The organism is Collinsella sp. CLA-ER-H5, assembly GCF_040092375.1.
GTDB lineage: Bacteria > Actinomycetota > Coriobacteriia > Coriobacteriales > Coriobacteriaceae > Collinsella.
Map to the genome: position 1 here is coordinate 1 of NZ_JBBNLR010000018.1, position 17,649 is coordinate 17,649.

Here is a 17,649-nt window from a genome sequence, read left to right on the forward strand (position 1 = left end):
CTCGTTGCGGCGCGGCTGCGCCTCTGGCACTTCAACAACATTGTCGCAGCCCCGACCCGCGGTCACGAGCGGGGGCTCCTGTCGTTTCCGTGCCCCTGGATTGGGTCATAGTGTCTGACTTATGCTCCACCTGCGATGTTGCCGTTGTTGGTGTAATGGGGCGGTGCAATGGGGTCAGGTTAGTTTGCACCAAATATGTCCGACAAGAGGTTTGACGGATGTTTGGTTGGTGCCTGTTGAGGGTCTGGGTATCGGGGAGGGCGGGCTCCGTTATAATCGCCTAGAACATTAATTGGAAACGGGACGGGAGCCATACATGCGCCAGGGTTTCGACAACGCGAAGTATATCGAGCTGCAGGCCGCTCATATTAAGGAGCGCATCTCGCAGTTTGGCGGCAAACTCTATTTGGAGTTTGGCGGCAAGCTGTTTGACGACTATCACGCGAGCCGCGTGCTGCCGGGTTTTGAGCCGGATAGCAAGTTTCGCATGCTCAAGAGCATAGCCGACGACGTCGAGGTCATCATCGCCATTAACGCGAACCACATCGAGAAGAACAAAGCTCGCGGTGACCTGGGCATTACCTATGACGAGGATGTGCTGCGCCTGGTTGACCTGTTCCGCGGCAACGGCTTTGCCGTCGCGGCTGTGGTCATCACGCAGTATGCCGGCCAGCCCGCTGCCGATGTGTTCCGCAACCGCCTGAACGCGCTCGGTATTCCCGCCAAGCTGCACTATCCCATCGAGGGGTATCCGCACGATGTCGATCTGATCGTGTCCGACGATGGCTACGGCAAGAACGAGTTTGTCGAGACCACCCGACCGCTCGTCGTGGTTACTGCCCCCGGTCCTGGCTCGGGCAAGCTTGCCACCTGCCTGTCTCAGCTCTATCACGAGCACAAGCATGGCACGGCCGCCGGCTATGCCAAATTCGAGACCTTCCCGGTCTGGAATCTTCCTCTGACGCATCCGGTCAATATTGCCTACGAGGCCGCCACGGCTGACCTCGATGACGCCAACATCATCGATTCGTTCCACCTTGAGGCCTACAACAAGACCACGGTCAACTACAACCGCGACGTCGAGGCCTTCCCGGTAGTCCGTGCCCTGATGGAAAAGATCCTGGGCAAGAGCCCCTACCAGAGCCCTACGGACATGGGCGTCAATATGGTCGGCTTTGCCATCACCGATGACGATGCCTGCCGCGACGCTTCCAAGATGGAGATCGTCCGCCGCTACTTTACCGCGGTCGAAAATGTGCGCCGTACCGGCGTGGGCGATGAGCAAGTCGACCGTCTCAAGATTATTATGAAGAAAGCCGGCATCGATAAGAACTACTCACCGGCGCGCTCGGCGGCCCTCACCAGGGAGCAGCTGACGGGTGGTCCCGTGGGTGCCATGGTCATGCCCGATGGCTCCGTGGTGACCGGTAAGACCTCCACGCGCCTGGGCGCCGCAAGTTCGCTCATTATGAACGCCCTCAAGCATGTCTCGGGCGTCGACCTTGAGCTCGAGGTCATTAGCGATGAGGCGATCGAGCCCATCAGCAAGCTCAAGACGCATTTCCTGGGCAGCAAAAACCCGCGCCTCCACACCGACGAGACGCTTATGGCGCTGTCGATCACCTCGGCCACGAGTGAGACGGCCGCTCGCGTCCTTTCGGGCCTGGAGCAGCTGCGCGGTTGCGATGCCTTCTTTAGCGTGATTATCTCGCCGACGGACGAGACGGTACTGCGCAAACTGGGTATCAACGTGTGCTGCGAGCCCAAGTTTGAGCGCCGCGGTTTCTTCCATCGCTAAGTTTGAAGCACCGCGGTAATTGCATTGCATTTTGGCCGTATCGGGTTAGCGCCCGGTACGGCTTTTTGATCAATAAAGCGTCTATTTCGGCGAAAAATAGCCGTTTACCTGCCTAGAAACAATTTGAGCGGTATACAATAACCGTAACTGTTTCATCCTTAGCGGGATGCCGCATGATGGATATTACCTGCCATCGTGAGGTGTGTCGGTCGCGCACGGCGCGTTAGATGCTCGTGCTCGGTTTGAGGAGGCTGCTATGGCGGGCAAGGGTCGTGCGAGTGTCAACGATATGAAGCGTGTCGAGGTGCTGGTGTTGATGGAGATCGACCAGCAAACCGAAGACAATGGCGGGCCGTATGGTTTCTCGCGCAAAACGCTTGCCGAGCGCGTGGGGGTTTCGCCGTATCGTGCCCGCGCCGCAATCGATCGCTTGGATTCCGAAGGCATGATTGATGTCGTCTCGCGTTATAGCGACGACGGCGGTCAGCTTGCAAATGGCATTTGCCTCACCGAACGTGGCAAGTGGTATCTTGAGGGCGTCCGTACCGGCATGCTCGTTCAAGAAATGCTCGAAGACGAGGTTGCTGATCGATAGCATCATGTAATCCTTGCCATAGCGACGCCGCCTGGGAAACCGGGCGGCGTTTTGTTTCAAGATTGAGAAATGCAATCGCACGCGAGAAAAATTGCGAACGGTTCGCGGTGCGAGTATTACAATGAAGACCCGTAAGATGTGGATAAACAACTTCTACGGGAAGCGCAGGTAACTCAATATGACCAAGCATGTGTTCGTAACCGGTGGCGTGGTTTCGTCCCTGGGCAAGGGTATCACCGCGGCCTCGCTGGGCCGTCTGCTCAAGTCGCGTGGCTACAAAGTAACGATGCAGAAGGCCGACCCGTATCTGAACGTCGACCCCGGTACCATGAGCCCCTTCCAGCATGGTGAGGTCTTCGTTACCGAGGACGGTTACGAGTCCGACCTGGACCTGGGTCATTACGAGCGCTTTATTGATGAGAACCTGACCCGCGATTCCAACTTTACGACCGGTGCCATCTACAAAAGCCTAATCGCCCGCGAGCGTCGCGGCGACTTTTTGGGCGGTACCGTGCAGGTGATTCCCCACGTCACCAATGCCATTAAGGACAAGTTCCGCCGCATCGAGGAGCAGACCGGCTCCGATGTAGTCATCACCGAGCTGGGCGGCACGATCGGCGACATCGAGTCGCAGCCGTTTGTCGAGGCCATCCGTCAGTACCGCAAGGAGGCCGGCCCCGAGAACGTCTGCTACATCCACGTGTCGCTCGTTCCCTATATCGCCGCCGCCCATGAGGTCAAGACCAAGCCCACGCAGCATTCCGTCAAGGAGCTCCGCAGCTTTGGCATCCAGCCCGATATCATCGTGCTGCGCTCCGACCACCATATCGATGACGCTATCCGCGGAAAGATCGCAAGCTTCTGCGACGTCGACACCGATTGCGTCTTTACCAACGAGGACTGCGCGAGCATTTACGATGTTCCGCAGCTGCTTGCCGAGCAGGACTTTGACCTGCGCATTTGCGAGCGCCTGGGTCTGGATCCGCGTGAGCGCGACATGAGCGAGTGGAACGAGTTCCTGCGCAAACAGAATCACGCCAACCATCACGCCGACAAGGTGAAGATCGCCGTCGTGGGTAAGTACACGCAGCTGCCCGATGCGTACCTGTCGGTTATCGAGGCCCTGCACCATGCGGGCGTCTTCTACGATCGCCATGTGGACGTCCAGCTGGTCGACGGCGAGAGCCTCGACGAGCAGAATGTCTCCGAGGTTCTGGGCGACGCCTCGGGCATCCTGGTCCCCGGCGGCTTTGGCAAGCGCGCCCTGGAGGGCAAGATCCTCGCGGCCGAGTTTGCCCGTGAGCACAAGATTCCGTATCTGGGCATTTGCCTGGGTATGCAGGTCGCCGTGTGCGAGTTCGCCCGCAATGTCGTTGGCCTTGCCGGTGCCAGCTCCTCCGAGTTTGATCCGGACGGTCCGTATAGCGTCATCGATCTGATGAGCTCGCAGGAGGACGTGACCGAGAAGGGCGGCACCATGCGCCTGGGCGCCTATCCGTGCAAGCTCGCCGCCGATACCCTTGCTCGCGAGGCATATGGTGAGGAACTCGTCTACGAGCGTCACCGTCACCGCTTTGAGTTCAACAACGCTTTCCGTGACCAGCTCGAGGACGCCGGCTTGGTTATCTCGGGTCTGTCGCCCGACGAGCGCCTGGTCGAGATGGTCGAGCTGCCGCGCGACGTGCATCCGTGGTATGTGGCAACCCAGGCTCACCCCGAGTTCAAGAGCCGCCCGACCAACCCGCAGCCGCTGTTCCGAGAGTTCGTGCGTGCCTCGATCGGTCAGCACGAGGGTGTCGATCGCCTGCAGGTGACGCCCATGAACCTCGCTACGGACTAAGGGTGCCGGCGAATAAGGAACATACCGAAGCTACTCCCTCGTCGCTCGCCGTGGCGGCGGGGGAGTATCTCGATTACCTCGCGGTCGAGCGGGGTTTGGCGCGCAACACGATTGCGGCCTATCGTCGTGACCTGACGACGTACTGCGCCTATCTGGAGCGGGCGGGTATTGTGTCTTTTGAAGAGGTGACCCGTCAGGTCGTGGAGGGCTTTGTCGCCGACCGTCGCGATGGGGGCTATTCGGATGCCTCGGTGGAGCGTGCGCTTGCGGCCGTGAAGGGCCTGCATGCCTTTTTGGTGCGCGATGGGGCTGTGGCCCAAAATCCAACGGCGGCGTTGCGCCTGCCTAAAAAGGCTGAGCATTTGCCGGAGTATCTATCGGTGGAGGATGTCTCGGCGCTGCTCGATCAAGATTTCCCCGAGGGCGAGATGGGCTTGCGCGACCATGCCATCTTGGAAGTGCTCTATGGATGCGGTTTGCGTGTGAGCGAGTTGGTGGGACTCGATGTGGGCGATATCCATATCGACGATGGCTTTGTGCTCGTTCGCGGTAAGGGCTCGAAGGAACGCCTGTCCCCGCTGGTGGGAAGCGCGGCGCGAGCTCTGGCGCTTTATGTAACTGAGGGGCGTTCTCGCTTGGCGGCCCATGCCCGCGGAACCGAGACCTCGGCGGTCTTTTTAAATAAGAACGGCCGCCGTCTGTCGCGCCAGGGCATCCATGCCATCTGTGAGCGCTACGGGCGCCAGGTGGGACTGGTGGGGCTCCATCCCCATACGCTGCGTCACTCCTTTGCCACCCATATGCTTGCGGGCGGCGCAGACCTCCGTGTGCTACAGGAGATCTTGGGACATGCCGATATATCGACCACGCAGGTCTACACGCATGTCGATCGTACGCAACTGACCGAGGTCTATTTGGCGGCGCACCCGCTGGCACATCGTTAACACATCGCTGACCTGCATATTTATAGGTATTTGGGGACGGGCTCCAGATTGCCGCGGCGTGCTTTTGCGCGCGCATGGGCAATCTGGGGCCCGTCCCATTTTTCGCCACTTGGCGTCGCGGTGGTGGGCCGCACGTGCCTTGGGTGGGGGAGTTTGGGGGCGATGTGAACGGCATGTAAAGGGACGTAAAAATCGCCTCAAGGTCAACTTGAAGGTTGAGGTTCGCGGGTGTGGTTCTACAGGTGGCATCACGCCTTTGCTGAAAACACAATATATTGTGTTTTCGAACATATGCTTGGGGGTGTTTTGCAATATATGGTGAGTGGAGTGGAGGGGCGGGGTGGGGGAAGGGGTGGGGAAAGGTGTTGAAAAATGGGGCGGTTCCCCATATTATTGATGACGTCGACAGGCGGGGTGGTTCCCCGCGTACGTGCCATCTGAGTAACCGAGGGGAGGGCGCACATGGGAATGACTGGTGCATACGAGCGCAATCTCGATGCAAAAGGTCGTCTGTCCCTGCCTGCACCCCTTCGCGAGGAGCTTGGAGAGCACGTTCGCGTGTTCAAAGCCCTGGATGTCGATGCTCTGTACGTGTTCTCTGCCGAGGCCTTCGATAAGTGGGTCGAAGGACTCTTCGCGGGTCGTGAGGGCCACGAGGGTTTTAACCCGCGTGACATTAATGACCAGAAGCTCATGAGGGCGATCAACAAGCGCACCACGTCGATGGACGTGGACAGCGCCGGTCGTATCGGTCTTTCCGAGTCTCTCCGCAAGCAGGCGAACCTCGACCGCGAGGTCACGGTTGTGGGCAACTACGACCACCTTGAGGTTTGGGATCGCGCCGCGGCCGATGAGGACGATGACGATGAGGCCCTGCTGGACCTCTTCTTCTCGTAAGGGCAAGGCACGGGTAACGGATGGAGCGTGGGATCTTGACACAAGAATATCGGCATGAACCTGTCATGCTCGGCGAAGTGCTTGAGTCGCTGCAGCTCAAGAGCGGCTCCGTTGTCTGCGATTGCACCCTTGGCGGTGCCGGCCATTCGGTAAAGATGGCCGCGCAGGTGGGGGAAACCGGCCTTTTGCTCGGCGTCGATCAGGACGACATGGCCCTCGAGGCCGCTGGCGCCCGTCTGGACCGCGAGGTTCCCGGCGTTCCGCACCAGCTGCTGAAGGGCAACTTCGGCGACTTGGACGAGCTGCTTTGCTCGGCCGAGGTGCCCGGGGTCGATGGCTTCCTGTTCGATTTGGGCGTTTCGTCACCGCAACTCGATATCCCTGGCAGGGGCTTTTCGTATAACGAGGACGCCCCATTGGACATGCGGATGGATCCGGGTAATAACACCTTAAACGCAGCTGAGGTCATCAACACCTATAACGAACACGACCTCGCCCGGATTCTACGCGTCTACGGCGAAGAGAAGTTCGCCTCGCAGATCGCGCGCGAGATCGTGCGCCGCCGCGAGCAAGAACCGATCGAAACCACCGGCCAATTTGTCGAGATCATCAAGGCGGGTATCCCGGCTGCCGCTCGTCGGCATGGCGGACACCCGGCCAAGAAAAGTTTCCAGGCCATTCGCATCGAGGTCAATCACGAGCTCGATGTGCTCGAACGAGGGCTTGATGCCGCCACCAGGTGGCTCAACCCGGGCGGACGTATCTGCGTCATCTCGTATCACTCGCTCGAGGACCGTATCGTAAAGAACCACTTTAAGGAGATGAGCCAGGGGTGCACGTGTCCGCCGGAGATTCCGGTGTGCGTGTGCGGCAACGTGCCGATACTCAAGGTCATCACCCGCAAACCCTTGGTTGCCCAGCCTGATGAGGTTGAGCGCAACCCTCGGGCGAGATCAGCCAAAATCCGCGTGGCGCAGCGTCTGTAGGCGCGACCGCGCGATATTGGACCTCCCGCTCGCACCATAAACGAAGCTTAAACACACTACCAACGTACTCGGGATGGGAGGCGGCATATCATGGGCTACAACACTTCAAGCGCAGCACTCGCCTATGATATGAACGCCATGCCCGCCTATCGTGAGACGCCGCAGGCCCCCGTTGCTCCCCGTGAGCAGCTCACGCCGCGCTTTGATGTCTACACGGGCGCGGGCCGTCAGGCAAACCAGGCGGTAAGTCCGGTTTTCATGAGCGTTCTTAAAACGTTTTGCATCATTGCGGCTATCTTCATGACGATCGGCGTCGCCCGCGTGGCGCTCGCCGGCGTTACGGCCCAGGTGCTCAACAGCAACGCCGAGCTTACCAACACGCTCGAAAAGGCGACCGATGAGAGCTCCGACCTGGAGGTCATGCATTCGGTCTATGGCGCCGACACGCGCATCCGCGACCTTGCGGGCGCTTATGGCATGGTGGAGCCCAGCGAGAGCGTTACACTTGACTTTTCGCAGGATGCAGCCGCGGGCGCCAACGCGACCGCGACCGCTCAGTAGCAAGACGGTAGCTGAGTATGACAAATGACTATCGCCGCGGTTCCGATGGGGGCCGCGGTTCTGGACGTCCCTCGTCGCGGGGACGTTCTGGTTATCAAGGAACGGGTCGGCAATCTTACAACGCCGGGCAGTCCCGTGGCAACGACCCGGCGTCGCGACTTCGCGGCTCGGACGGCCCTCAAATGCATAACACCAGGTCGCGCAAGAGTTCGTCGACCGAATGGCTCACAGGCACGCCTCTGCCTCGCCGCAAAGCCGTCATGGGCTTCATCGGGCTTGGTTTGAGCTTGGGCGTCTTTCGCCTTGCCGACTATCAAATTGTCGAAGCCGATAAACTGCGCGAGCGTGCCGATGCGCGCCGCCTGCTTGCACAGACCCTCTATGCCAAACGCGGCACCATCTACGACCGCAACGGTAACGTGCTGGCGTCGTCGGTCGAATGTCGCAACATCGCCGTGAACCCGCAGCTTGTCGAGGATGTTGACAAGACGGTGTCGGCGCTGGTCAAGGCAACTGGAATCGACAAAAAGACCTGCCGCAAGCTCGTCGAGTCCGATGGCACCTGGGTGTATATCAAGCGCCAGGTGGACGAAGACGATGCTGCGGCGCTGGAGAAGAAGAACCTGCCCGGCGTGCTTTTTGAGCAGGCCATGAAGCGCGTATATCCATACGGCAATCTGGCATCGCAGGTGCTGGGTGTAGTGAATGTAGACAACGACGGCCTGACGGGTCTCGAAAAGCAATACAACAAGCTTCTGACCGGCACGAATGGTTCCCTCGTACGCGAGCGCGCGAGGGACGGCAGCTATATCGCGGGCGGTGCCTATAAAAAGGTTGCTGCGGTCGACGGCGTTGACATCGTGACGACGCTCGACGTCAATATCCAGCGAGCGGCTGAGGATGCCCTGGCAGAGGCAGTTGAGAAGACTAAGGCCAAGAACGGCTCGGCGCTGGTCACCGATCCTACGACAGGCGAGATCTTGGCAGCCTGCTCGTACCCGACCTACGACCAGACCGATCTGGAGAACGCCAAGACCGAGGATATGAACTTGCGCCTGGTCACCGACGCCTACGAGCCCGGCTCGGTCTTTAAGACGCTCGTGGCGGGCGCCGGCTTCGACTTGGGTGTCGTGCGATCGAGTACGTCGTTTGAGGTGCCGGCGAGCATCAAGGTGGGCGACGATGCCGTTACCGATGCCGACAAGCGCGACTATGGCATGACCATGGATGTGCGCGAGATGATGCGCCGTTCGTCCAATGTGGGCTTTGTCCTGGTGGGGCGCAAGATCGGTGCCGACGACTTTGCCGCCTATGTGGACAAGTGGGGCATCGGTCACAGCTCCGGTGTCGATTTTCCGGGCGAGAGCCTGGGCATCGTCAAGGAGCGTGACCAGTATGACGGCGCCACGCTGGGCTCGATGAGCTTTGGACAGGCGCTGTCCGTCTCGCCGATTGAGATTGCACGTGCCGTGGGCGGCATCGCCAACGGCGGCGTGATGATGACCCCGCACTTCTATAAGTCCAGCAAAGGCGACGAGAAGGACTGGGGCGAAGGCGAACGCGCGATTTCTGAGGACGCCGCATCCCAGGTGACATCGTGCATGCAGACGGTCGTGTCCGAGGGAACGGGCGTTGGCGGCGCGGTTGACGGCTATGACGTGGCGGGTAAGACCGGTACGGCCGAACGTGCCGACGAGAACGGCGGCTACCTCAAGGAGAACTACATGTCGTCCTTTATGGGCTTTGCACCGGCACAATCGCCCAAGGTACTGTGCTATATCACGCTCGACGGAACGCCGAGCGGTTCGGATGCCGCTGCGGTGCCGTTCCAGTCCATTATGGCCAACGCGCTCGACGTGCTGGGTATCCCGCGCACGAGGTAGGGGGTTACAATCTTTGGGGCGTGGTTTGTTGTCCCATATGAGGGGTGTTCACATGCCCTGCACCACGCATGCGCGGCGCTGGGATACAATACGCCGATAGCATTATTAGGTTTACAGGGGAGCTGCAATGATAGAGATCGCCGTCAACAACCTCGCGGCCGCAACAGGGGCCCGAACCGTGACGGGAGAAGCCGATCGGGTATGCCGCGGGTGCGTTATCGACTCGCGTCAGGTCGAGGAAGGGACGATTTTCGTCGCCTTTCCCGGTGAAAACGTCGACGGCAATGATTTTGCTTCCCGTGCCGTCCAGTCGGGTGCCGGCGCCGTCGTGATGACGCGTGAGCCCGAGGCTGAGCTGGTCTCGCTGGCGCAGGACAAGGGCTGTGCCATCTTGCTGACCGATGATCCCGAGGAGTTTCTGCTGCGTTTGGCGCACGCGTACCGTCTGGAGCTTGGCTGCCTGGTCGTTGGCATTACCGGTTCCATCGGCAAGACGACGACCAAGGACGTGCTCGCCGCTGTGCTCGCCAAGCGCTATCGTGTCTGGGCCACCAAGGGCAATTTCAATAACCTGATCGGCATGCCGCTCACGGTGCTTTCCGCTCCGGCCGATACCGAGGTCCTGGTGCTCGAGATGGGCATGAACCATTTCCACGAGATTGAGCGCCTGTCCCAGTCCGCCAATCCCAACCTTGCCATCGTGAGCAAGATTGGCACCTCTCATATCGGCATTTTGGGTAGCCGCGAGAACATCGCCCGCGCTAAGGCCGAGATTGTCCAGGGTATGTGCGCCGCTGGCGACTTCTTGCCGCTGCTGGTTTTGGGCGGCGAGGACGACTTTACGCCGTTCATTCGCGATACGTTCGCCCAGCCTGCTGGTATCGACGTGATGCTGGCCGGCGTCTCGGACGATGATGAGGTCCGTGCCCGCGACGTTCGTGTTGATGACGAGGGCCGTCCGGTCTTTACGCTCGATTTTGGCCAGGGTGAGACGACCGATACCATGCTTGCCATCCCCGGCGTGCAGTCCGTCCCAAATGCCGTTAAGGCCGCCGCAGTTGCCTATCGCCTGGGCGTGACGCCCGAGCAGATCGATGCTGCCTTTAGAGGCCTCACGATCACCGGTCACCGCCAGGAGATCAAGCGCGCCAAGAGCGGTGCCCGCGTCATCGACGATTCCTATAACGCCAGTGCCGAATCCATGGCTGCTGGCCTCGATCTGCTGTGCTCGCTTTCGTGCACGGGGTCTCGTATGGCGATCCTGGGCGAGATGGGCGAGATGGGCGATGAGGCTCCTCGCATGCATGAGCTCGTGGGCGCCTATGCCGCCGCCAAGAAGCTCGACATGCTGGCGTGCGTCGGCGGTGAGCTGGCCCAGCTTATGGCCGACGCCGCGCGCATGATGGGCATGGACGAGGACCGCATCCAGGTGTTCTCCGATTATCAGCAGGTGCTCGACCGCATGGGCGGCGCGCTTGAAAAACATGATGTTGTACTGGTCAAGGGTTCCCGCTTTGTTGAGCTCGACCGCTTTGTGGAAGGTGTGTGCTAGCCCATGTTCGGCAATCCCTCGTATCCAACGTATCAGGCTTTTTTGGGGCTTGGCATCGCCGCTGCCATTGCGCTGCTGCTCATGCCGTGGTGGATCAAGCTGCTCAAGGTCGAGGGTATCGGCCAGCAGGTTCGTGCCGACGGCCCCAAGCGTCATTTGGTTAAGCAGGGAACGCCCACCATGGGTGGTGTTGTCATTCTCGTCGCGATCTCGCTGACCTGCCTGCTGATGGGCAAGCTCACCACCGAGCTCGTGCTCGTGCTGCTCGCCACGCTGGCGACCGGCGTGCTGGGCCTGATCGACGACCTGACTTCCGTTACGCATGGGCGCTCGCTCGGTCTGACGCCTCATGCCAAGATGATCGGCCTAACCATTATCTGTGTCACCTTTACGGTACTTGCCGTCAACTGGTGCGGCGTTGCCCCCGAGATTCGTTTTCCCGGCGGCCTGACGATTGACCTCGGTGTTCTTTCGACCACCATCTGCGGCCTTTCGTTCCCGTGGCTCTACATTGTCTTTTGCTGGCTGATGATCGCCGGTCTTTCTAATGCCGTGAACCTGACCGATGGCCTTGACGGTCTTGCTGGCGGCACCTCCATGATTGCCATGCTCGCCATGGCTGCCATGGCGTTTTTGCACGGAGACGTGAACCTGTCCATCTTCTGCACCGCATGTGCCGGTGCCTGCTTGGGCTTTCTGTGGTTCAACTGCTATCCGGCGAGCATCTTTATGGGCGATACCGGCTCGCTTGCCCTGGGCGCCGCGTTTGCCTGCACGTCCATCATGACCAACACCGAGGTCGTCTCCCTCATCATCGGCGGCCTGTTTATCGTTGAGACCCTGTCGGTCATGATTCAGGTTGTCTACTTCCACTTTACGCACAAGCGCGTCTTCCTTATGGCGCCCATCCATCATCATTTCGAAAAGAAGGGCTGGGCCGAGACCAAGGTTGTCATCCGTTTTTGGATTATCGCTGCGGCCTTTGGTGCCGTTGGCCTTGCTCTGTTCTTCCAGTTGGGATAGTGGTCTTTCATGCCTCTTGCTGATGTCTTTAGCCTGCTCGTTTTGGGTCAGGGCAAATCCGGTCTCGATGTCGCCCGCTGGGCGCTGGCGCATCCCGAGCGCGTGAGCGCCGTTACCGTGTATGGCGGCGGCGCCTCTGAGCCCAATGACGCCACGCGTGCGCTCGAGGCTGCTGGTGCGTCGTTTGTCTATGGGACCGAACAGGTCGAGGGTGCCTATGACGTATGCGTGACGTGCCCGGGCATCTCGGAGTTCTCGGGCTTCTTTAAGGCCGGGCGCGAGCATGCCGCCCAGATTATGGGTGAGCCCGAGTTTGCCTATCGCCTGTCGCCCGATAACTGGATTGCCATCACGGGTACCAACGGCAAGACGACCACCACGTCGTTGACTGATTATCTGCTCAAGGCTGCCGGCGAGGCCAGCGTAGCTGTCGGCAACATCGGCGAGCCGCCGGTCAACGAGATTGACGGCCGAGCCCACAACGAGTGGTTTGTGGCCGAGCTCTCGAGCTACCAGATTGCTACGACCGCCGAGCTTCATCCTCGCGTGGCGGTGCTGCTCAACATCACTCCCGACCACTTGGGCTGGCATAAGAGCCATAAGAACTATGCGCTTGCCAAGATCAAACTGTTTGACAATATGGTCGATGACGATCTGGCGGTTGTCGACGTCGAAGACGCCGGCATTCACGAGTTCGATGAGTACATCTACACGCCGGGTCGTCGCATCTGCAAGGTCGCTTTTGACGAGCCCGAGGGCGAGGATGCCGCCTTTGTGCGCGATGGCAAGATGATCGTGCGCCTGAAGGGCGTCGAGACCCCGCTCATCGCTACATCCGAGCTCAAGATTTCGGGCCATCACAATGTTATCAATGCCCTGTGCGCTGCCACGGCTGCCCTGGCAGTCGGTGTCGATGTCGATGGTGTCTGCCGCGGTCTGGCCTCGTTCCAGCCGCTCGAGCACCGCGTGGAGCCGTGTGGCGAGATTGACGGCGTGCGCTACGTCAACGATTCCAAGGCGACCAACACCGATGCGGTCGAGAAGGCACTGACGGCATTTCCCGATGACGACGTGATCTTGCTGCTCGGCGGCCACGATAAGGGCACGCCGCTCACGGACTTCGCGCGCGTTGTTATGGATAACGTACGCTCGGTCGTCTGCTTTGGCGATGCGCGCGAGCGTTTCACCGCCGCTATGGACGAGGCCGATGTCGATGGCGATGTGGATATCGCCCAGGCGGATGACCTGCGCGATGCCGTGGACGTCGCCCGTTCGCTGTCGAGCCGTGGCGATGTGATCTTACTTTCTCCTGCCTGCTCTTCGTTCGATGAGTTCTCGGGCTATGAGGAGCGCGGCCGCGTGTTTAAGGACTATGTGGCCCAGCTTGCCGCTGCGGCGAAATCGCAAATGGAATAGGGGTTGCCGGTGAGAGAGGAGAGCCCCCGACAAGGTATGAGGAGGCCCGACTCGGACCGTGCTTCCTCGCGGCGTAGCACACCGCGTTCCGGTCGCGGCGGGCAGTCGTTTAGCGAACGCTATATTGCCGGCGTTCCCGCCCGTATCATGCGCCCCCGTTTGATATTCATGGCCTGCTTGTTTACCTTGGTATGCTTTGGCCTGCTGATGGTGTACTCGGCGTCTTCGGTCGAGGCGCTGCACGAGAATGGCTCGGCGACGTTTTTTCTGGGTCGACAGGCCGCGTTTGCCGTGGTCGGTGTTCTGGCGCTGATTGCCATCGTGCGCGTTTTGCCAGACAGCTGGTTTGGGGAGGATGTGCTCAGGATCTTCCTCATCGGCATGATAGGGCTACTGCTTCTGGTGTTCTTGGTGGGCAGCGGCAGCCGTGGCGCCACGCGCTGGCTCAACATCGCCGGTATTCAGTTCCAGCCTTCCGAGTTTTTAAAGCCATTTGCCATTGCGTATTCGGCCATCATGCTTGATCGCTTCTTTTCGCCCGGTGGCAACATCAACGAATTCCTTCGCAAGATGGGCATCTACCTGGGCATTTCGCTCTTTCTGATCTTTATCCAGCCCGATTTCGGTACTGTCCTGATCATCCTGTTGACCCTCATGTGCATGGCGTTGTTTGCGGGTCTCGACCCCAGATTTATCATCGGCGTGCTAATCTTCGGCATTCTCGTGATCGTGATTGCGCTTGTTGCAGAGCCGTACCGTATGGTGCGTATTCAGGTTGCCTTGAACCCTTGGGCCGACGAGTATGGTGACGGCTATCAGGCCACGCTTGCCATCATGGCCTTTGCCTCGGGCGGTCTGTTCGGCCGTGGCATCGGCAACTCAACCATGAAGTACTCGTATCTGCCCGAGGCGCACAATGACTACATCCTGGCCATCATTGGCGAGGAAGTCGGTTTTGTCGGAACCGTGCTGTTCTTCTTGGTGTTTGCGATGCTGATCTATTCGGCGTTTCGCATTGCCGAACAGGCGACCGATCGTCGGGGCGCGCTTATGGCGTCTGGCTCCGCGGTCATTCTCGCGGTGCAGTTTTTGATTAACGCGTTGGGCATCCTCAACGTGTTTCCCATGACGGGCAAACCGTTGCCGTTTATTAGCTACGGCGGCTCTTCGATTATTGTGTCGCTTATGCTCGCCGGTCTGATCCTGCGCGTTTCGTACGAGAGCGCCCGTCGCGATGAGTACGACCGTCGCCGCGAGAGCTTTGCCGTTATGGATGAGAGTACCGCCGGCGTGCCCCACGTGCGCGGCGAGCGATCTTCGCGTAACGGTTTTACCGTCCTGGATGGCTCTGCGACCGAGCCGGCAGCCCGCCCGCGTCAGCGAACGGCGCCGCAAGGTCGTCCTCAGCGCCCCACTCCTCGCAATGCGGGCGGCGGATATAATCGAATCGATTTGAACTCGGACCCGTCGGCGCGTCTGCGCACCGACGACCAGGGACCGCGTGTACGAAGGGACTACCATGACCGATAAAATGACCGTTGCTATTGCAGCCGGCGGCACGGCAGGACACATCAACCCCGCGCTCGCCTTGGCCGAAGAGCTGCGTGATCGTGGCCACCACGTTGTGTTCGTGGGCCAGTCGCGCAAGCTCGAGGGTCGTCTGGTCCCCGAGGCTGGGTTTGATTTTGTGCCCATTACGGTCACGGGCTTCGACCGCTCCCGTCCCTGGACGGCGCTGACCTCGCTGTGGCGTGTCAACAAGGCCAAGCGTGCGCTCGCCAGTCATTTCTCAAAGGTCGGCAAGCCCGATGCTGCCATCGGTTTTGGTGCCTATGTCGAGGTTCCGCTGCTGGGGTGGTGCAAGGGCGCAGGCGTTCCGTATCTGCTACATGAGCAGAACTCTGTTCCGGGCCTGGCCAACAAGATGATGAACTCCCACGCCGCTCGCGTGTGCATCTCGGTGCCGGCAGCGCGCGCGGTCTTTGAGCGCGAAGGTGACCCTGACCACGTGCTCATGACCGGCAACCCCGTACGTCGCTCGGTGATCGAGGGCGATCGCGCTCGCGGCCGCAAGGCACTTGGCGTTCCCGAGGACGCTACGCTGCTGCTCGTCTTTGGCGGTTCACTTGGCGCCCAGCACCTCAACGAGCGCGTGACTTCGCTCAAAAACGAGCTGCTTTCGCGCAAGAACCTCTATGTGTTGCATTCGACGGGTGCCGACGGCTTTGAGGAGACCGAGCGCGCTTTGGCGCTGACGCCCGAGGAGGCGAAGCGTTATCGCGTCCAGCCTTACATCGACAACATGGGCGATATGCTGGCTGCTGCCGATTTGGTGCTCTCGCGTTCGGGCGCATCGAGCGTGGCCGAGATCGCTGCGCTCGCCGTGCCCTCGGTGCTCGTGCCGTATCCGCATGCGACGGCCGACCACCAAACCACCAATGCCCGTTATCTGGTCGACGCCGGGGCCGGCGTGCTCTGCGCCGATGCCGATATCGACGGTTCTGCCTTTGCCGATGAGCTGCTGCACCTGGTCGATGACGCGGCGGCGCGCGACGCCATGCGTCAGGCGGCGCGTGGTCTGGCTCAGGATAGGGCCGCCGCTCTTCTGGCCGATGCGGTAGAGGGTTTGCGTTAGTTAGACGGGATATCGTCGGTCGCCCTCGCGCTGATGAGGTAGGTGCGGTACAGTTAACGGGTTACAGGCAGTGTTTACGCAAGGAGTACACGAGCACATGGCTGATTCCCAGACTGCAACCTCCGCGCCCGAGTTTAAGAGCGCCCACTTTATCGGTATCGGCGGCGCCGGCATGAGCGGCATCGCTCTCGTTCTGCACGAGCGCGGTTATGCCGTTACCGGCTCCGACCTTAAGACGTCACGTTATATCCGCCAGCTTACCCGCGCTGGTGTGAAGGTGCACGTGGGCCATGAGGCAGCCACGATCGACGAGGTCAAGCCCGACGTGGTTGTTGTCTCCACCGCTATTCCGGAGTCCAACCCTGAGCTCGTGCGCGCTCGCGAGCTGGGCATTCCCGTGTGGCCCCGTGCCAAGATGCTCTCTGCTTTGGGCCACGGCTACACTACCGTCGCTGTTGCCGGCACGCATGGCAAGACCACCACGTCTTCGATGTGCGCCACCATGCTCGACCGCATGGGTCTGGATCCGAGCTTCTTGATCGGCGGCATCGTCGAGGGCTATGACACGAACGGCAAGAACGGCTCGGGTGACTACTTTGTCGCCGAGGCCGACGAGTCCGACAGCTCCTTCCTGTTCCTGAACCCCAACGTGGTCATTGTGACCAACGTCGAGGCCGACCACCTCGATCACTACTCGGGTATCGAGGAGATCGAGGCAACTTTCGCCAAATTCATGAGCCTGGTGGGCGAGGACGGCACCGTCATCGTCTGCGGCGAGGACCCGCATCTGGTCGAGCTCGCCAAGTCGACGGGCCGTCACGTGCTTTCCTACGGCTTTGCCGAGAGCAACGACATCGTCTGCGTGCACCCGGATGTCAAGGGCATCCAGAGTGACTTTATCGTTCGCTTTGAGGACGGCACTGAGCACGCTGTGGAGATCAAGAGCAATCCCGGTCGCCACAACATGCTCAACGCCACGGCGGTGCTCACCGTCGCCCATGTCCTGGGCCTTGACATCGACGCCGCCGCCAAGGCGCTCTCGAGCTTTGAGGGCGTCCGCCGTCGCTTTACCCACGTGGGCGATATCGATGGCATCACCGTGGTCGATGATTACGGCCATCACCCCACCGAGATCAAGGCGACGCTTGCTGCCGCCTCGTCGCTGGGTTACAAGCACGTCGACGTCGTGTTCCAGCCGCACCGCTATTCGCGCCTGCAGGCCCTGTGCGACGACTTTGCCGATGCATTTGCCAATGCCGATAAACTGCTGCTGATTGATGTGTTCTCGGCTGGCGAGATACCCATTCCGGGTGTCACCTCTAAGATGCTCGCCGATACCGTGCGCGCCAAGCATCCTGGCAAGGAGGTCGTGTACTGCTCCAGCCGTCTTGAGCTCAATCAGGAGCTCGAGCAGATGGTGGGCGAGGGCGACCTGCTGCTCACCATGGGTGCCGGCGACGTTACGACCGTCGGTCCCGAGTTCATTGAGTATCTGACTGCCAAGAAAGACGCTTAAGTC

At 60.3% G+C, this 17,649-nt stretch carries 14 protein-coding genes; all 14 read left to right on the top strand.

Annotated features, from left to right (window positions below):
- The first annotated feature begins 316 nt into the window (after positions 1 to 316).
- The 14 genes from AAAX31_RS07305 to murC all read left to right on the top strand — a co-directional run bounded on the left by AAAX31_RS07305 (position 317) and on the right by murC (position 17,646).
- Complete coding sequence (locus AAAX31_RS07305; RefSeq protein ID WP_006234276.1) at positions 317 to 1,798, top strand: DUF1846 domain-containing protein; 1,482 nt, start codon at positions 317 to 319, stop codon at positions 1,796 to 1,798.
- 256 nt (positions 1,799 to 2,054) lie between these two features.
- On the top strand, positions 2,055 to 2,393 hold the full coding sequence (locus AAAX31_RS07310; protein WP_217107757.1) for a hypothetical protein: 339 nt from the start codon (positions 2,055 to 2,057) through the stop codon (positions 2,391 to 2,393).
- Between the two features lie 178 nt (positions 2,394 to 2,571).
- Complete coding sequence (locus AAAX31_RS07315; RefSeq protein WP_006234274.1) at positions 2,572 to 4,233, top strand: CTP synthase; 1,662 nt, start codon at positions 2,572 to 2,574, stop codon at positions 4,231 to 4,233.
- Between the two features lie 2 nt (positions 4,234 to 4,235).
- Positions 4,236 to 5,177: a site-specific tyrosine recombinase XerD gene (xerD, locus tag AAAX31_RS07320; RefSeq protein WP_349076707.1), complete on the top strand. Its 942-nt coding sequence runs from the start codon at positions 4,236 to 4,238 to the stop codon at positions 5,175 to 5,177.
- 462 nt (positions 5,178 to 5,639) lie between these two features.
- A complete protein-coding gene (locus AAAX31_RS07325; RefSeq protein ID WP_006234269.1) occupies positions 5,640 to 6,074 on the top strand; it encodes a division/cell wall cluster transcriptional repressor MraZ in 435 nt (144 codons plus the stop codon).
- 20 nt (positions 6,075 to 6,094) lie between these two features.
- On the top strand, positions 6,095 to 7,060 hold the full coding sequence (gene rsmH / locus AAAX31_RS07330) for a 16S rRNA (cytosine(1402)-N(4))-methyltransferase RsmH (RefSeq protein WP_117584231.1): 966 nt from the start codon (positions 6,095 to 6,097) through the stop codon (positions 7,058 to 7,060).
- 90 nt (positions 7,061 to 7,150) lie between these two features.
- The gene (locus AAAX31_RS07335; RefSeq protein WP_349076710.1) at positions 7,151 to 7,621 is read left to right on the top strand and encodes a hypothetical protein; all 471 of its coding nucleotides are present in this window, start codon (positions 7,151 to 7,153) and stop codon (positions 7,619 to 7,621) included.
- A 182-nt stretch (positions 7,622 to 7,803) separates the two neighbouring features.
- Entirely contained in the window at positions 7,804 to 9,504 is a 1,701-nt protein-coding gene (locus AAAX31_RS07340) for a penicillin-binding protein 2 (protein WP_349076712.1), read from the top strand.
- A gap of 127 nt (positions 9,505 to 9,631) precedes the next feature.
- A complete protein-coding gene (gene murF / locus AAAX31_RS07345; RefSeq protein ID WP_349076715.1) occupies positions 9,632 to 11,056 on the top strand; it encodes a UDP-N-acetylmuramoyl-tripeptide--D-alanyl-D-alanine ligase in 1,425 nt (474 codons plus the stop codon).
- Positions 11,057 to 11,059: 3 nt separating this feature from the next.
- On the top strand, positions 11,060 to 12,079 hold the full coding sequence (gene mraY / locus AAAX31_RS07350) for a phospho-N-acetylmuramoyl-pentapeptide-transferase (protein ID WP_006234262.1): 1,020 nt from the start codon (positions 11,060 to 11,062) through the stop codon (positions 12,077 to 12,079).
- A gap of 9 nt (positions 12,080 to 12,088) precedes the next feature.
- On the top strand, positions 12,089 to 13,495 hold the full coding sequence (gene murD, locus AAAX31_RS07355; protein WP_349076716.1) for a UDP-N-acetylmuramoyl-L-alanine--D-glutamate ligase: 1,407 nt from the start codon (positions 12,089 to 12,091) through the stop codon (positions 13,493 to 13,495).
- Between the two features lie 36 nt (positions 13,496 to 13,531).
- Positions 13,532 to 15,025 carry a putative lipid II flippase FtsW gene (ftsW, locus tag AAAX31_RS07360; protein ID WP_349076717.1) on the top strand — a complete coding sequence of 498 codons (1,494 nt, stop codon included), beginning with the start codon at positions 13,532 to 13,534 and terminating at the stop codon, positions 15,023 to 15,025.
- Complete coding sequence (gene murG / locus AAAX31_RS07365) at positions 15,015 to 16,130, top strand: undecaprenyldiphospho-muramoylpentapeptide beta-N-acetylglucosaminyltransferase (protein WP_349076719.1); 1,116 nt, start codon at positions 15,015 to 15,017, stop codon at positions 16,128 to 16,130. The genes ftsW and murG overlap by 11 nt, the downstream gene beginning before the upstream one ends.
- 97 nt (positions 16,131 to 16,227) lie before the next feature.
- On the top strand, positions 16,228 to 17,646 hold the full coding sequence (murC, locus tag AAAX31_RS07370) for a UDP-N-acetylmuramate--L-alanine ligase (RefSeq protein ID WP_349076722.1): 1,419 nt from the start codon (positions 16,228 to 16,230) through the stop codon (positions 17,644 to 17,646).
- The last annotated feature ends 3 nt before the right edge of the window (positions 17,647 to 17,649 follow it).

What these genes read in the sequence shown, in the direction of transcription:
- AAAX31_RS07305 (WP_006234276.1), top strand. Translation starts at nt 317, where the DNA reads ATGCGCCAGGGTTTCGACAACGCGAAGTATATCGAGCTGCAGGCCGCT.
- AAAX31_RS07310 (WP_217107757.1), top strand. Translation starts at nt 2,055, where the DNA reads ATGGCGGGCAAGGGTCGTGCGAGTGTCAACGATATGAAGCGTGTCGAG.
- AAAX31_RS07315 (WP_006234274.1), top strand. Translation starts at nt 2,572, where the DNA reads ATGACCAAGCATGTGTTCGTAACCGGTGGCGTGGTTTCGTCCCTGGGC.
- AAAX31_RS07325 (WP_006234269.1), top strand. Translation starts at nt 5,640, where the DNA reads ATGGGAATGACTGGTGCATACGAGCGCAATCTCGATGCAAAAGGTCGT.
- rsmH (WP_117584231.1), top strand. Translation starts at nt 6,095, where the DNA reads ATGGAGCGTGGGATCTTGACACAAGAATATCGGCATGAACCTGTCATG.
- AAAX31_RS07335 (WP_349076710.1), top strand. Translation starts at nt 7,151, where the DNA reads ATGGGCTACAACACTTCAAGCGCAGCACTCGCCTATGATATGAACGCC.
- AAAX31_RS07340 (WP_349076712.1), top strand. Translation starts at nt 7,804, where the DNA reads ATGCATAACACCAGGTCGCGCAAGAGTTCGTCGACCGAATGGCTCACA.
- murF (WP_349076715.1), top strand. Translation starts at nt 9,632, where the DNA reads ATGATAGAGATCGCCGTCAACAACCTCGCGGCCGCAACAGGGGCCCGA.
- mraY (WP_006234262.1), top strand. Translation starts at nt 11,060, where the DNA reads ATGTTCGGCAATCCCTCGTATCCAACGTATCAGGCTTTTTTGGGGCTT.
- murD (WP_349076716.1), top strand. Translation starts at nt 12,089, where the DNA reads ATGCCTCTTGCTGATGTCTTTAGCCTGCTCGTTTTGGGTCAGGGCAAA.
- ftsW (WP_349076717.1), top strand. Translation starts at nt 13,532, where the DNA reads ATGAGGAGGCCCGACTCGGACCGTGCTTCCTCGCGGCGTAGCACACCG.
- murG (WP_349076719.1), top strand. Translation starts at nt 15,015, where the DNA reads ATGACCGATAAAATGACCGTTGCTATTGCAGCCGGCGGCACGGCAGGA.
- murC (WP_349076722.1), top strand. Translation starts at nt 16,228, where the DNA reads ATGGCTGATTCCCAGACTGCAACCTCCGCGCCCGAGTTTAAGAGCGCC.